Annotated in this window: 13 protein-coding genes and 1 riboswitch; of the genes, 4 read left to right on the top strand and 9 right to left on the bottom strand. The window is 58.1% G+C overall.

Annotated elements, in window-relative coordinates:
- Positions 1–145 precede the first annotated feature (145 nt).
- The gene (locus NY406_RS07325) at positions 146–1543 is read left to right on the top strand and encodes an RtcB family protein (RefSeq protein ID WP_411267103.1); all 1398 of its coding nucleotides are present in this window, start codon (positions 146–148) and stop codon (positions 1541–1543) included.
- A gap of 70 nt (positions 1544–1613) precedes the next feature.
- Here NY406_RS07325 and xerD read toward each other — a convergent pair whose 3' ends face one another.
- Both xerD and rsmB read right to left on the bottom strand, forming a co-directional pair.
- Positions 1614–2528, bottom strand: a complete 915-nt coding sequence (gene xerD / locus NY406_RS07320) for a site-specific tyrosine recombinase XerD (RefSeq protein ID WP_260533449.1) — start codon at positions 2526–2528, stop codon at positions 1614–1616.
- A gap of 2 nt (positions 2529–2530) precedes the next feature.
- Entirely contained in the window at positions 2531–3814 is a 1284-nt protein-coding gene (gene rsmB, locus NY406_RS07315; protein WP_260533448.1) for a 16S rRNA (cytosine(967)-C(5))-methyltransferase RsmB, read from the bottom strand.
- A 111-nt stretch (positions 3815–3925) separates the two neighbouring features.
- Positions 3926–4032: riboswitch (SAM riboswitch) on the top strand.
- Positions 4033–4138: 106 nt separating this feature from the next.
- Here rsmB and NY406_RS07310 point away from each other — a divergent pair.
- Positions 4139–5428, top strand: coding sequence for an O-acetylhomoserine aminocarboxypropyltransferase/cysteine synthase family protein (locus NY406_RS07310; protein ID WP_260533447.1), 1290 nt, complete (start codon positions 4139–4141; stop codon positions 5426–5428).
- A complete protein-coding gene (gene metX / locus NY406_RS07305) occupies positions 5425–6483 on the top strand; it encodes a homoserine O-acetyltransferase MetX (RefSeq protein WP_260533446.1) in 1059 nt (352 codons plus the stop codon). Before NY406_RS07310 ends, metX begins: the two co-directional genes overlap by 4 nt.
- Before the next feature lie 58 nt (positions 6484–6541).
- Here metX and serS read toward each other — a convergent pair whose 3' ends face one another.
- The 3 genes from serS to NY406_RS07290 form a co-directional block, all read right to left on the bottom strand.
- Positions 6542–7825 (bottom strand): serine--tRNA ligase, encoded by a 1284-nt coding sequence (gene serS, locus NY406_RS07300; protein WP_260533445.1) that lies wholly within the window; start codon positions 7823–7825, stop codon positions 6542–6544.
- Between the two features lie 21 nt (positions 7826–7846).
- Positions 7847–8305 carry a GatB/YqeY domain-containing protein gene (locus NY406_RS07295; protein WP_260533444.1) on the bottom strand — a complete coding sequence of 153 codons (459 nt, stop codon included), beginning with the start codon at positions 8303–8305 and terminating at the stop codon, positions 7847–7849.
- Positions 8306–8464: 159 nt separating this feature from the next.
- Positions 8465–9199 (bottom strand): SDR family oxidoreductase, encoded by a 735-nt coding sequence (locus NY406_RS07290; protein ID WP_260533443.1) that lies wholly within the window; start codon positions 9197–9199, stop codon positions 8465–8467.
- Positions 9200–9350: 151 nt separating this feature from the next.
- On the opposite strand from NY406_RS07290, the gene NY406_RS07285 reads away from it, so the two are divergent.
- Positions 9351–9644 carry a cold-shock protein gene (locus NY406_RS07285; protein WP_260533442.1) on the top strand — a complete coding sequence of 98 codons (294 nt, stop codon included), beginning with the start codon at positions 9351–9353 and terminating at the stop codon, positions 9642–9644.
- A 126-nt stretch (positions 9645–9770) separates the two neighbouring features.
- Here the strand turns inward: NY406_RS07285 and radC are convergent, their stop codons facing one another.
- The 4 genes from radC to NY406_RS07265 form a co-directional block, all read right to left on the bottom strand.
- Positions 9771–10439 (bottom strand): RadC family protein, encoded by a 669-nt coding sequence (gene radC / locus NY406_RS07280; RefSeq protein WP_260533441.1) that lies wholly within the window; start codon positions 10437–10439, stop codon positions 9771–9773.
- 118 nt (positions 10440–10557) lie between these two features.
- Complete coding sequence (gene cimA, locus NY406_RS07275) at positions 10558–12162, bottom strand: citramalate synthase (RefSeq protein WP_260533440.1); 1605 nt, start codon at positions 12160–12162, stop codon at positions 10558–10560.
- Positions 12163–12170: 8 nt separating this feature from the next.
- On the bottom strand, positions 12171–12743 hold the full coding sequence (locus tag NY406_RS07270; protein WP_260533439.1) for a 3-isopropylmalate dehydratase: 573 nt from the start codon (positions 12741–12743) through the stop codon (positions 12171–12173).
- A 33-nt stretch (positions 12744–12776) separates the two neighbouring features.
- Positions 12777–14072 carry a 3-isopropylmalate dehydratase large subunit gene (locus NY406_RS07265; RefSeq protein ID WP_260533438.1) on the bottom strand — a complete coding sequence of 432 codons (1296 nt, stop codon included), beginning with the start codon at positions 14070–14072 and terminating at the stop codon, positions 12777–12779.
- Between the last annotated feature and the right edge of the window lie 153 nt (positions 14073–14225).

The raw sequence follows: 14225 nt of genomic DNA, 5'->3' as shown, positions 1-14225 counted from the left end.
CAAGCGTGCTCCGGATTAATCGTGAAGGGTTCATGATAACGAGCGGTTGAGGTGTTTCAGGGATGTTCCGCTGGAACGCTTACCCGCGGCGATTGGTTCTCTGTTTTCCCCGGTGAGAACGATGAATGAAACCAACGGAGGCGAGATGAAGCGGTCATCGATCAGGCAGATTTCCTGCGGGTTGTGGGAGATCCCCCGCTCGTACCGCAGCGACATGCGGGTTCCCGCGCGGTTTTACGCCTCGGCGGCGATGCTGGAGCAGATTCTCTCCGACCGCTCGCTGGAGCAGCTCGTCAACGTCGCCACGCTGCCGGGTATTGTCGGTTTTGCTCTGGCGATGCCCGACATTCATGAGGGCTACGGCTTCCCGATTGGCGGCGTGGCAGCATTCGACCTTGACGCAGGCGTCATCTCTCCCGGCGGCATCGGCTACGACATCAACTGCGGCGTGCGCCTGCTGGCGACCAGATCATCCATTGAGAGCGTCCGGGAGAAGATTCCCGATCTGGCAAAGGAGATTTACCGACAGGTACCCTCCGGCGTCGGGCATGGTAACCGGCTCACCTTTTCATTAAAACAGCTCGACCAGATACTTCGTGGCGGTGCGCCCCGCATGGTGGAGTTTGGATACGGAGAGCCGGAAGACCTCGTTCATATTGAGTCCGGCGGTGTACTCGATGTTGCCGATTCATCGAAAGTATCGCAGCACGCGAAGCAGCGGGGATGCGATCAGCTCGGCACACTCGGCGCTGGCAACCATTTCGTCGAGATCGAGCGGATCGATGCCATTTTCGATCAGGAGGCCGCCGGGCGCATGGGACTGTTCGAGGGGCAGATCGTCATCCAGCTCCACACCGGTTCGCGCGGCCTCGGCCACCAGATCGCCACCGACTACATCCGCGTCATGAACCGTGCCATGCAAGCCTACGGCATCACCGTGCCCGACCGCGAGCTCTGTTGCGTGCCGTTCCATTCGTCGGAGGGGAAAGAGTACTTCAGTGCCATGTCGGCGGGCGCGAACTTCGCGTGGGCCAACCGCCAGCTCATCACCTGGGAGATTCGTCAGGCGTGGAAAAGCGTGATGGGCGGCGATCCCTTGCGAGTGGTCTACGATATAGCGCACAACATCGCAAAGATCGAAACGCACGAAATCGACGGCCAGCGCCGTCAGCTCCTTGTGCACCGTAAGGGCGCAACCCGCGCCTTCTCAGGCCAGCCGGTGATCATTCCCGGCAGCATGGGTACTGCCTCGTTCGTGCTGGAAGGTGCGCCTGGCTCAATGCGCGAAAGCTTTGGGTCGTCGTGCCACGGTGCAGGCCGCCGCATGTCACGGACGAAAGCCAAACACATGGTGCAGGGCAGCCAGCTCAGGCAGGAACTCGAAGCGATAGGCGTCTCCGTGCAGGCCGGTTCAATGCAGGGCCTCGCCGAAGAAGCGCCCGCCGCCTACAAGGACATCGGGGAAGTGGTTGGCACGGTGGTGTCGGCAGGCATCGCAAAAAAGGTGGCAAAGCTGGTGCCGGTAGGCGTGATGAAAGGATAATGAAAAATGATGAATGAAGAGCACCAGGCTCCTGAATTATCAATTATCAACTATCCATTATCAATTGTTTTTATCCTCGCGGGTGAAAGGTTTTGTGCACTTCCTTTATAAACGAGCGGTCGATGTGGGTGTAGATCTGGGTGGCGATGATGGAGCTGTGGCCGAGCATCTCCTGCACGACGCGAAGGTCAGCGCCCCCTTCGAGCAGGTGTGTGGCGAAGGAGTGGCGGAAGGTGTGCGGGCTGATCGGCTTTTCAATGCCCGCGATGATCGCGTGCTCACGCACGATGTTCCATGCAGCCATGCGCGAAAGCTTGCCGCCGCGCGAGTTCAGAAAGATGGTGTCGCAGGACGCGGCGCTCGTCATGCCGGGGCGCAGCTCGTCGAGGTAGCGCTTCATCCACGAAATGGCCGTCTGGCCGACTGGCACAAGCCGCTCTTTCGAGCCTTTGCCGAAGACCCGCACAAAGCCGTCATCCATGTGCAGATTCAGCCGGCTGAGGCCCAGCAGCTCGCTGACCCGGACTCCTGTGGCGTAGAGAAATTCAAGCATCGCCTTGTCGCGCAGCATGAAGGTGCCGGTCGGATGCCGCTTGAGCGGGGCATCGAGCAGCGTCACCATCTCCTCGACGGTCAGCACTGATGGGAGGTAACGAGCAAGTTTCGGCTGGTGGATGTTCTCGGCGGGGTTCATCTCGGCGAGCCGCTCGGTGAGCAAGAATTTGTGGAAAGAGCGGATGGCCGAAATGTTGCGGGCGACCGAACTCGCTTCGAGACCGATCTCGTGCAATTCTGCGATGAATTTGCGGATGTCGCCGGGCACGGCCTTTTCGGGTTTGACGCCGCCTTCGTGCAGCCAGGCGAGGTAGCGTTCGAGATCGTTCAGGTATGAGGCCCGCGTGTTGCCCGAAAAGTTGCGTTCGAGAGTCAGGTAGTTCAGGAAGGTTTCGAGCGCGTCGCGCCACGGCTCTTCGCGTTCCGGCATCTTTACCCCTCCGTTTTGCGGAACCGCGCGGCGAATCCGCCGTCGAACCCTTCGCTCGATCCCGGCAACGTCAGCCGCGACGCTTCGAGGATGAACTCTGGATGACGTTGCAGGAAGGCTTCCGTCTGAAGCTCGTTCTCCTCGGGTTCGACCGAGCAGGTGGCGTAGAGGAGCGCGCCGCCGGCACGAAGTAGCAAGGCTGCGCGATCGAGCATCGCGGTTTGCAGTTCCGTCAATTCCCGGAGCTTTTCGGGCGTCGTGCGCCAGCGCAGTTCAGCGCGACGGCCCAGCACGCCGGTGCCGGTGCACGGCGCGTCGAGCAGAATGGTGTCCACTGCGCATCCCTGATCGAAGGTGAGCGCGTCGCCCTCGCTTGGCTCGATGATGGTGATGCCGAGTGCTGCCGCGTTCGAAGCGATTCGCGCAACTTTCGCGGGGGAGCGGTCGAGTGCGATGACGCGCCCGCGATTCTCCATCAGCTCGGCTATAAAGGTTGCCTTGCCCCCCGGCGCGGCGCACATGTCGAACACCGTGCTGTCGGGTTGCGGCGCGGCCATCAGACAGGCAAGTCCCTGTGCCGGATTCTGCACGCTGACGAGTCCCTCCTTGAGCAGCGGTTCGAGCAGGGCGAACTGTTTCGAGAAAAAGAAGCTGTCGAGTTCTGCGGCCTCTACTCGCCGCGCATCCGCGAGCGCGGGCAGGGCGAAAAGCGTTTCGGGATCGGCTTTGAGCCGGTTGATCCGGTAGCCGGTGGCTGGAGGCCGGTTGCCGTGCGCGAGCATCTGCGCGGCAGTTTCAGCGCCGTAATGTTTGATCCAGCGGTCGGTCAGCCACTCCGGATACGAGTAGATGATCGACAGGCGTTTCGCTTCGGGCAGAGCAGCCGTCCAGCTTTCGAGATCGATGGTCGCTTTTGAAATGTTGCGCAAAACGCCGTTGACCAGCTTCGCCAGGTGGTCGCCCTTGTACTTGCGGGCCAGCTTGACCGATTCGTTGACCGCCGCCGACTTTGGAACACGGTCAAGGTGCATGAGCTGATAGACGCCGAGGCGCAAGATGTGCTTGAGAACGGTAGCCGTTTTGGCGTAGTCGTGCCGGTAGAATCGCGCGATGATGTAATCGCACTGGAGCTGGTACTTCAGCGTTCCGGCCACCAGCTCTTTGGCAAGCGCCCGGTCGCTCTTGCCGAGGCCGAAGTGTTCGAGCATCCGGTTGAGCAGCTCTTCAGATTTGCGCATACCGTCGAGTTCGAGCAAAACACGAAGGGCGAGTTCACGTGCGGTCATAGATCGGAAAGCTGGCGACTGTTTTTACTGAAAGCGGGTAGCAACGTATTGTAAAATAGTATCATCTGTCGTAGATTCCTGAAACTTGAACGTTCTTTTTCAGATTTCGAGCGATCATCCAGAAAGGCGGAGGGACTGGCCCTGCGAAGCCTTGGCAACCTTCATTCCATATGAGAGGTGCCAAATCCATCCCGGAGGGAATCCGGGAAAGATGATGTATGCATTCCTGCTGATTTCATACCTCTCTTGTCAAGCTTCCACGCGCACGTCCAGACCCCGAATCCTTTGCATGGAGCGTAAGCTTCAATCATAGAATATTTTACCATGACCAAGGATAATTCCTTCCGGTTCGAGACCTTGCAGGTTCACGCCGGGCAGGAGCCTGATCCGGTGACCGGATCGCGGGCTGTACCCATCTACCAGACAACCTCCTACGTGTTCGAGAACGCCGAGCACGGTGCCGACCTTTTCGCGCTGCGTAAAGCGGGCAATATCTATACGCGCCTGATGAACCCGACTACCGACGTGCTCGAAAAGCGCATGGCTGCGCTCGAAGGAGGCAAGGCGGCACTTGGCGTGGCAAGCGGCCACTCGGCGCAGTTCATTGCCATCGCCACCATCTGTCAGGCGGGAGACAATATCGTGTCGTCGAGCTACCTCTACGGCGGCACCTACAACCAGTTCAAGGTCGCCTTCAAGCGTCTTGGTATCGAGGTGAAGTTCGTGGATGGCAACGATCCGGAGGCGTTTCGCAAGGCCATCGACGGCAACACCAAGGCGCTCTACATGGAGTCGATCGGCAATCCGGCCTTCCATGTGCCCGATTTCGAGGCCATCGCCGCCATCGCCCGCGAGAACGGTATTCCGCTGATCGTGGACAACACTTTCGGCTGTGCAGGTTACCTCTGCCGTCCGATCGATCATGGCGCGTCCATCGTCGTCGAGTCGGCCACCAAGTGGATCGGCGGGCATGGCACCTCGATGGGCGGTATTATCGTCGATGCAGGCACCTTCGACTGGGGAAACGGCAAGTTTCCGCTCTTCACCGAGCCTTCGGAAGGCTACCACGGCCTGAAGTTCCATGAGGCGGTTGGCGAGCTGGCGTTCATCATCAGGGCGCGGGTCGAGGGACTGCGTGATTTCGGCCCGGCGATCAGCCCGTTCAACTCCTTCATGCTTTTGCAGGGGCTTGAAACCCTCTCGCTCCGGGTGCAGCGCCACCTCGACAACACGCTTGAACTGGCTCGCTGGCTTCAGTCGCACGACGCGGTTGCGTGGGTGAACTATCCGGGCCTTGAAAGCCATCCGACGCACGAGCTGGCAAAGCGTTACCTCACGTACGGATTTGGTTGCGTGCTCACCTTTGGCGTCAAGGGCGGATTTGAGAAGGCGGTCAAATTCATCGACAGCGTGAAGCTGGCGAGCCACCTGGCCAACGTGGGCGATGCCAAGACCCTTGTGATCCACCCTGCCTCGACGACGCACCAGCAGCTCAGCGCGGAGGAGCAGCAGTCGGCGGGCGTCACCGCCGACATGGTGCGCGTGTCAGTTGGCATCGAGCACATTGATGACATCAAGGCTGACTTCAGCCAGGCTTTCGAGAATTTAGTATGACCCGGATGGAGCAGAGAGCAATTATTTCCGACAGTACGAAATACTTCAAATCACACGAACCGTTGCCGCTCGAACTGGGAGGGGAACTGCCCGGCGTGAAGGTAGCTTACCGAACCTGGGGTAAGCTGAACGCTGAGAAAAGCAACGTCATTCTCGTCTGCCATGCGCTGACAGGCAACGCCGACGCCGATAGTTGGTGGTGCGGCATGTTCGGTGAGGGACGCGCCTTTGACGAGACAAAAGATTTCATCATTTGCAGCAACGTGATCGGGAGCTGCTACGGCTCGACTGGGCCGCTCTCACGCAATCCGCTGACCGGCAAACACTACGGCCCCGATTTCCCGCGCATCACCATCCGCGACATAGTGAACGTTCAACGACTCTTGCTCCGCTCGCTCGGCATCGAAAGGATCCGGCTCGTTGTCGGTGCGTCGCTTGGCGGAATGCAGGTGCTCGAATGGGGCGCGATGTATCCGGAGATGGCCGGGGCCCTGATGCCGATGGGTATTTCAGGCCGCCATTCGGCGTGGTGCATCGCGCAGAGCGAGGCACAGCGGCAGGCAATCGCCGCCGACGCAGAGTGGCAGGATGGCTGGTACGATCCGGCGACGCAGCCGCGCAAAGGACTTGCGGCAGCAAGGATGATGGCCATGTGCACCTACCGCTGCTTCGAGAACTACCAGCAGCGCTTCGGCCGCCAGCAGCGCGAGGATGGTCTGTTCGAGGCCGAGAGCTACGTGCGCCACCAGGGCGACAAGCTCGTAGAGCGTTTCGACGCCAACACCTACGTCACGCTCACCAGAGCGATGGACATGCACGACCTCGGTCGCGGACGCGAGTCATACGAAGCCACGCTTGCGGCGCTGACAATGCCGGTCGAGATTCTCTCCATCGACTCGGACGTGCTCTATCCAAAAGAGGAGCAGGAGGAACTCGCCCGACTCATTCCCGGTTCCCGCCTGCTCTTCCTCGACGAACCCTACGGTCATGACGCCTTCCTCATCGACACCGACACGGTCAGTCGCATGGTTTGCGAGTTCAAGGAGAAGATTTAAAATGAAAGAAGCGCGGTGTTTTGCCGCGCCTCGTTTTCTCGTCTCTTCTGTCCACTTTTTACTCAATCACATCGAACCCCGTGTAGGGCTTCAGCACTTCAGGCACCATGATCTTGCCGTCGGCGGTCTGGTAGTGTTCGAGCAGCGAGACCATCAGCCTCGATGTAGCCAGGCCCGAGCCGTTGAGGGTGTGCACAAACTCCGGTTTTGACTTGCTGTCGGGCTTGAAGCGGATGTTCGAGCGGCGAGCCTGATAGTCCTCGAAGTTCGAGACGCTCGATGCTTCGAGATATTTGTTTTCGGCGGGCGACCACACCTCTATGTCGTAGCACTTCGCGGCGTTGGCGCTGATGTCGCCGCTGCAGAGCGTGATGACGCGGTAGGGAATCCTGAGTGCGCAGAGGATCGCTTCGGCGTGGCCGAGAATCTCTTCAAGTGCCGCGTACGACTCTTCCGGCCGTGTGAAGCGCACCATCTCGACCTTGTTGAACTGGTGTACCCGCAGGAAGCCTCGTGTGTCTTTGCCGTAGCTTCCCGCTTCGCGCCGGAAGCAGGCCGAGTAGGCGGCGTAGGCGATCGGCAGCTTCTCCGCATCGAGCATTTCGCCGCGATGCAGGTTGGTTACCGGCACCTCGGCTGTCGGGATGGCGTACAGCCCGTCCTCCGGCATGTGATAGACCTGGTCAGCGAACTTGGGCCACTGGCCAGTGCCGCGCAGTGAATCGCGGTTTACCATAAAGGGCGGAAACACCTCGGTGTAGCCGTGGTTTGATGTGTGGGTGTCGAGCATGAAGTTGATGAGCGCTCGCTCGAGTCTTGCGCCTTTGCCGGTGTAAACCGGGAAACCCGTGCCGCTGATTTTCGCGCCGCGTTCGAAGTCGAGCAAGCCGAGGCTCTTGCCGAGTTCGAGGTGGTTTTTGACCGGAAAGTCCAGATTGTGCTCGAACAAAACCGGCCCCTTGTAGAGCACGTTCTCCTCCGCTGAGCGACCTTCCGGCACGCTTTCGTGCAGGCGGTTGGGCAGGGTGAGCAGTAGTTCTTCAAGCTCTCCTTCAAGCGTCGAAAGCCCAAGATCGAGATCGGCGATTTCGTCGGAGACCGATTTCATCTGAGCGATCAGTTCGTCACCAGATCCCTGGCCGGTGCGCTTGATGTTGGCGATCTCTTTCGATACCCGGTTGCGCAGTGCCTTGAGGTCGTCGGTTCGCTGCACCATTGCCTTGCGTTCAGCGTCGCGTTCGAGCAGACGGTCAACCTTCGGTGCGTCGTCACTTTGCTGGCGGCGGCGCAGCATCTCTTTCACATCATCCGGGTTCTGGCGGATGTAAGTAATGTCAAGCATATATCTTGCGGAGAATGTGGGTTAGGCTGAGAGAAGCGATTTCACCAGGTTCTGGACTTTGCCGCCGTCGGCCTTGCCCTTGAGCGCTTTCATGGCAAGGCCCATCACCTTGCCCATCTCTTTCATGGAGGTCGCGCCGGTTTGCGCGATGATTTCGCGGATGGCCGCTTCGACCTCTTCGTCGGAAAGCTGCTGCGGCAGGTACTCTTCGAGCACTTTCAGCTCTGCGGTCTCGGTTTCAGCCAGGTCGAGCCGGTTGCCTGCCGTGAACTGCTCGATGGCGTCGCGCCGACGCTTGGCCAGCCCCATCACCACTTCGAGCTCCTGCTCCTCGTTCAGCACCGCCTTGCCGCCAACTCTGATCGAGACCTCCTTTTCAAGCAGGGCGGCCCGGATAGAGCGGATGGCGTTGAGGCGAATCTTGTCGCCGCTTTTCATGGCTTCTTTCAGCTCCTGGTCGATTCTTTCCTTAAGGCTCATGGCAGTAGATGGTGCGGTTCGTTGGTATTGTTTTCAAGAACCGGAAGATAAGAGAAAAAAACGAGATTGGTAGAGCTGCGGCGTGTTCGGGTAATCCGGCAAATCAGTCTGATCTGACTGATTCGACCGATCTGTCCGATCCGGAGCACCTGAAACGCCTCATTCGTCCTGAATATCTCCGCTGGTTGGCCTCAGCACGATCTCTTCGATCACCGTTCTCGTTGGTTGCAGATAAGCCTGCACTACCGGAGTCGCTATGTCTTCCGGCATCATCATGAGTGCCATCATCTCGTCGCTCACCTCGCCCCACATCGGAGTATGCACTGCTCCCGGCTGGACGTCAGTGATGCGGACGTTGCACTTTCTGGCATACAGGCGGATTGTCTCGACCAGGCCGCGTTGGCCAAATTTTGACATGCAGTAGGCCGCTGAGTGCTTGAATGCTTTGGTTGCGGCTACCGAGGTGATGAAGAAAATGTGCCCCGAACGCTGGCGTTCCATGAGGGCGAACAGCGCCTGCGTCAGGAAAAAGGTTCCCTTGAGGTTGGTGTTCATCGTGTAATCGAAGTCCTCTTCGGTCAGATCACTCAGCGCTCCGAAACGGCCAACTCCGGCGTTGTTCACCAGACAGTCAATTCGGCCATAGTGCTCAGCAATATGAGCGGTTAACCGGCGTACATCAGTCATATCGGAGATATCGGCGGTGACGGTGTCGGTCAGGGCCCCCTCGGCACGGCACTCAAGAGATATTTCTTCGAGGTCTGCCGGTGTGCGTGAAGAGAGTATGAGTACGGGGTCGAAATCAGGGTGGTGCCTTACAGCTCGGGCAAATTCGAGCGCAATAGCGCGGCCAATGCCTTTTCCTGCACCGGTGATCAGAAGTATATGTTTCATAGCTAAGTCAAGAGTCGATTTATATATTTTATGTATAGTGTGTTTAAGGCGAAAATATTATTGCGTCATATGACGAAATAATCTATATTAAAAAATAAAGTGATGTTTTCATTTTGTATTTTGTTAACATTAACCATCTAATGTCGTCATCATGGCTAAAAGTAAAGTCAAATGGTTTGATGGCAAAAAAGGGTATGGTTTTATTCTGAACCCTGAGGGCGGAGAGGATATTTTTGTTCATTTCTCTGCGATCATGTCCGACCAGAGTTTCAAGGTACTCAATCAGGATGCTGAAGTGGAATATGATCTTGACAAGACGCAGAAAGGCCTTCAGGCCAAAAATGTTCGTGAACTTTCTGTTTCCGCAGTTGCAGTGGCTTCCGGCGCTGAGAATCCAGCGGTAAGGCTTGGGGTTCAGGGCGAATTCAATCCCGTGCATCAGTAAGCCGTTTCCGGCGCTGTCCCTCCACCTATTTCCCGACAATCTCTTTTTTTGATCCAGCAGACCAAATTCAGGAATTACGATCTTGAGATCGTAATTCTTTCGAGAGCTTATCGGCTGCAAAACCAGTCACAGCAGGGAGTGGTCCCTGAAGCTGAACCAGTCATCGCGACCAACGACCACATGGTCGAGCAGTTCGATCTGGAGAAGGTCTCCGGCTTTTTTCAGGATTGAGGTGACCTGTTTGTCGGCGTTGCTTGGCTGCACGTCACCTGATGGATGGTTGTGCACCAGAATGATCGAGTGAGCACTTTCGCGGATCGCCGCCTTGAATATTTCTCTCGGGTGGATCAGTGACGCGGTGAGCGTTCCGATGGTAATGGTTTCGTGCCTCAGAATCTGGTTTTTTGTGCTCATGAACAGCACGAAAAGATGCTCTTTGGTTTCGTCCGGGATTCTTCCTTTCATGTACTCAAATACGTCACGCGCGCCCTTTACTTTCAGGTTCATGTTGCGTGCAAAGTGCAGCCGTCGCTGAAGCTCGAAGATTGCCGCAATTTGCATTGCTTTGGCTTCGCCGATGCCGGGTGTTTTCTGCAGCTCCTGAATCGACAGGTCAGCGAGGCGTTCGAGACCGTGCTCCGCGATGAGCTTGTTGCAGGTGTCAATGATGTTCAGCCCCGCTGTGCCGGAGCGGAGAATGAGCGCCAGCAGTTCCGCCGGGCTGAGGGATTCCTTGCCGGAACGGAGAAACCGCTCCCTCGGACGATTGTCGGGATCGATATCGTGTATGCGCATGATGTGTCCTGTAGGGGGCAGGAGTAAATAATATGCTGAAGATAAGCCTGACTGGGCAATAGATGCAAGCAGAGATGGGTGTGCTGCCAACAATTTTCGGCAGCACTAAAAGTCGTTTTCAGCTATTCAGGGCCTCGCTGGCTGGCGCCGTCGCGACCGCCTTCGACTGGTTGTAGAAGAGGTAGTAGTTGATGCTGTCGTTGAGTGCCTGAAGGCTCGCCTCGATGATGTTGGTCGAAACGCCGACTGTTCCCCAGCTGTTCTGGCCGTCGCTGCTTTCGATGAGCACGCGCACTTTGGCGCTGGTGCCGCTCTTCTCTTCGAGTACGCGCACCTTGTAGTCGATCAGCCTGATGGCGCGAATGTCCGGATAGAAGTGCAGCAGCGCCTTGCGGAGCGCCTTGTCGAGTGCGTTGACCGGGCCGTCGCCGTCTGCGACCGTCTGCTCGGTTTCTGCGCCGACCATCACCTTCATCACCGCTTGATCGACCGCTTTGATCTCCTGGCCGTTCTGGATCACCACCTTCGATTCGAGTACTTCGAAATAGGGCTTGAACTGGCCGAGCTCGCGGCGCAGAATCAGCTCGAAGGAGGCTTCGGCTCCGTCGAACTGGTAGCCCTGGTGTTCGAGCTTTTTGACGTGGTTGACCAGATTCTTGAACACTTCACCCTTTTCCGGTAGCGAAATGCCAAGCTCCTGCGCCTTGTAGCGGATGTTGCTCTGCCCGGCCAGCTCCGAGACCAGCACGCGCTGGCGGTTGCCAACCAGCGCCGGGTCGATGTGCTCGTAGAGCGAGCTCTCCTTCATCACCGCGCTGACGTGGATGCCGCCTTTGTGCGCGAAGGCCGATTTGCCCACGAACGGCGCTTTGGTGTCCGGCGGCAGGTTCAGGATTTCAAACACGAACTTCGACATCGAAGTCAGCGATTTCAAATTCTTGACATGGTTAAACTCCGCGCCGAGTTTGAGCATGAGGTTTGGTATGATGCTTACCAGATTGGCGTTGCCGCACCGTTCACCGATGCCATTGATGGTCCCCTGTACCTGCGTGGCTCCGGCCCTGACCGCCTCAATGGAGTTGGCCACGGCGAGGTCGCCGTCGTTGTGAGCGTGGATGCCGACGGGCACTGTTACGATCTGCCGCACCCGTGCGACGATCTTCGCGATCTCGTGCGGCAGCGTGCCGCCGTTGGTGTCGCAGAGCACGACGCGGCTCGCGCCGCCCTCAATCGCCGAGGCGATCATCCGTTCGGCAAACTCTGCGTTGTCTTTCCAGCCGTCGAAAAAGTGCTCGGCGTCGAAGAAGACCTCACGGCCCGACTCGACGAGGAACCTGACCGAACGGCGGATCAGTTCGGCATTTTCGTCATCCGTAATCCCGAGGCTCTTGACCGAGTGGGCTTTCCAGGTTTTTCCGAAAATAGTGAGCACCGGAGCCTCGCACTTGACAAGGCCGACCAGATTAGGGTCATTCTCGATGTTGTCGAGCGAACGCGCCGTTGAACCGAACGCGGCGAGGCGGGCGTGCTTCAGGTCGAGCTTTTTTGCCTTGAGGAAGAACTCTTCGTCCTTCGGGTTGCTGCTCGGCCAGCCGCCTTCGATAAAGTCCACACCGAACTCGTCGAGCCTTTCTGCGATCAGAAGCTTGTCCTGTACCGAAAGATTGATGTGTTCACCCTGCGTACCGTCACGCAGGGTGGTGTCATACAGTTCAATTACCATGCTGTTGCTTATGCCTCAGTCGAAGCCATGAGGTTGTTTTTCCTTGCATATTCAAAGATGCCGCCCGCCTGCACGATGTTGACGACATCACCGAGTGGCCTGAGCTGGTAGGTGATGTTCTGCGTGAGGTTGGTCAGCGTGTTGTTCTCCATGTCGAGCGACAGCTCGTCGCCCGTCAGGATCGATTTGTTGAGCGGCTGAGCCGTCTCGAAGGGGATAACAAAGCCGCCGTCTACACAGTTGCGATAGAAAATCCTTGCGTAGGATTCGGCGATGATCGCCTTGGCTCCGGCGACCTTCAGCGCGAAAGGCGCGTGCTCCCTCGACGAGCCGCAGCCGAAGTTTGGCCCGGCAATGATGATCGAGTATGGTGAGGTGAACTTATCCTCTTCGACGAACGGAATGTTGCCTTCCGGCAGCCCCGCCTGGTCGATCGGAACGCCCGAAAGCGCGTATTTGCCGTACATCTTCACCTCTTCGGGATCGGAGAGGCTGTAGACCAGGTGCTCGGCGGGAATGATCTGGTCGGTGTCGATATTCTTGCCGAGAACGTAGGCTTTCCCCTGTATGATGGTGTCCATGATGCTGTTTTCCTTGTCAGTTTCTTCGTTCGATCAGAGGAAGTCCCTCGGATCGGTGAGTTTGCCAGTCACGGCGGAGGCCGCCGCGGTCAGCGGAGAGGCCAGGTAAACGCCCGCGAACTTGCTGCCCATGCGTCCGGGGAAGTTGCGGTTGGTGGTCGAAACCACGACGTCGTTGTCCACCGAGCGTCCGACGGTGTCCGAAGGGCCGCCAAGACACGCCGCGCACGACGGCAAGGCAATGTTGCAGCCAGCCTCCTCGAAAATATGGCGCAGCGTCTGGCCGTCGTACATCTCGGTTTCGAGCTGCGATGCTACGAGCACGGTCGCAGGAACGATGTTGGTCGTCACGCTGACCTTCTTGCCCTTGAGAATCTTCGCTGCGAGCCTGAAGTCGGTCAGCTTGCCGCCGGTGCAGGAGCCGATGTACGATTTGGTGATCGGCGTTCCGGCCACGCTGCGCACGGTGGCGCGGTTGTCGGGGCTGTGCGGCTGCGCGACCACCGGCTCCATCTTCTCGACGTTGTAGCGGTACATGCTGTGGTACTGCGCGTCGGCGTCGCTGTGGAAAATCTCGTACGGCTTGCTGCTTCGCGCCTTCACGAAGGCCTCGGTCACGGCGTCGGCTGCGATGATGCCGTTCATGCCACCCGCCTCGATGGCCATGTTACAGAGCGTCATGCGCTCATCGATGGGCAGCGAATAGACTGCCTCGCCGTCGAACTCCATCGTGCGGTAGGTCGCGCCGTCGGTGGTGATGTCGCCGAGGATCTGCAAAATCAGGTCTTTGGCCGTCAGGTACTCGGGCATCTGGCCTTCGAAGGTGAACTTCATCGAATCAGGCACCTTCTCCCAGAGCTTGCCGGTACCGAGAATGAAGGCCGCGTCGGTGTTGCCGATGCCGGAGCCGAACATGCCGAATGCGCCGGAGGTGCAGGTGTGCGAGTCGGTGCCGAACAAGACGGTGCCGGGGAGATTGAAGCCCTCTTCGGCGAGCGCCACGTGGCAGACGCCGCGGTAACGGTCGGTGCCTACGTCATAGTAGTTCGGCAAACCCTGCTCGGCGGCGAACTGGCGCAAGAGGTCGATGTTGCGGTGCGCGTGCTCGTTGGCCGTAAAGATGTAGTGGTCGGGAAGCACCACCACTTTTGATGGATCCCACACCTTGGCGTTCGGGCCGAACTCCTGCTTGAAGATATCGAAGGTCGGCGGGCCGCAGACGTCGTGCGTCAAGAGAACATCGACATTGAGCCATACGCTCTGACCAGGATCGACGAACTTGCGGTTCGCGGCCCTGGCAAAAATTTTTTGGGTTATCGTTTGTGCCATGATTTGAAAGATTCCGTTATCGGATATAAATCTTGTCTGAATTTTTTCTTGTCCGGGCTGGCAGGCCCCGTCAAAAAATGAAAAGCCGGATGCTTGCAGAGCTCCGGCTTTTCTCGTCGCGGCTCACCGCCGCATGTGCTCTGTCGTTTTCTT

The organism is Chlorobaculum sp. MV4-Y (assembly GCF_025244685.1).
Classification (GTDB): domain Bacteria; phylum Bacteroidota; class Chlorobiia; order Chlorobiales; family Chlorobiaceae; genus Chlorobaculum.
The sequence above is the reverse complement of the archived record's forward strand: the minus strand, read 5'-3'. Positions and strand labels throughout refer to the sequence as shown.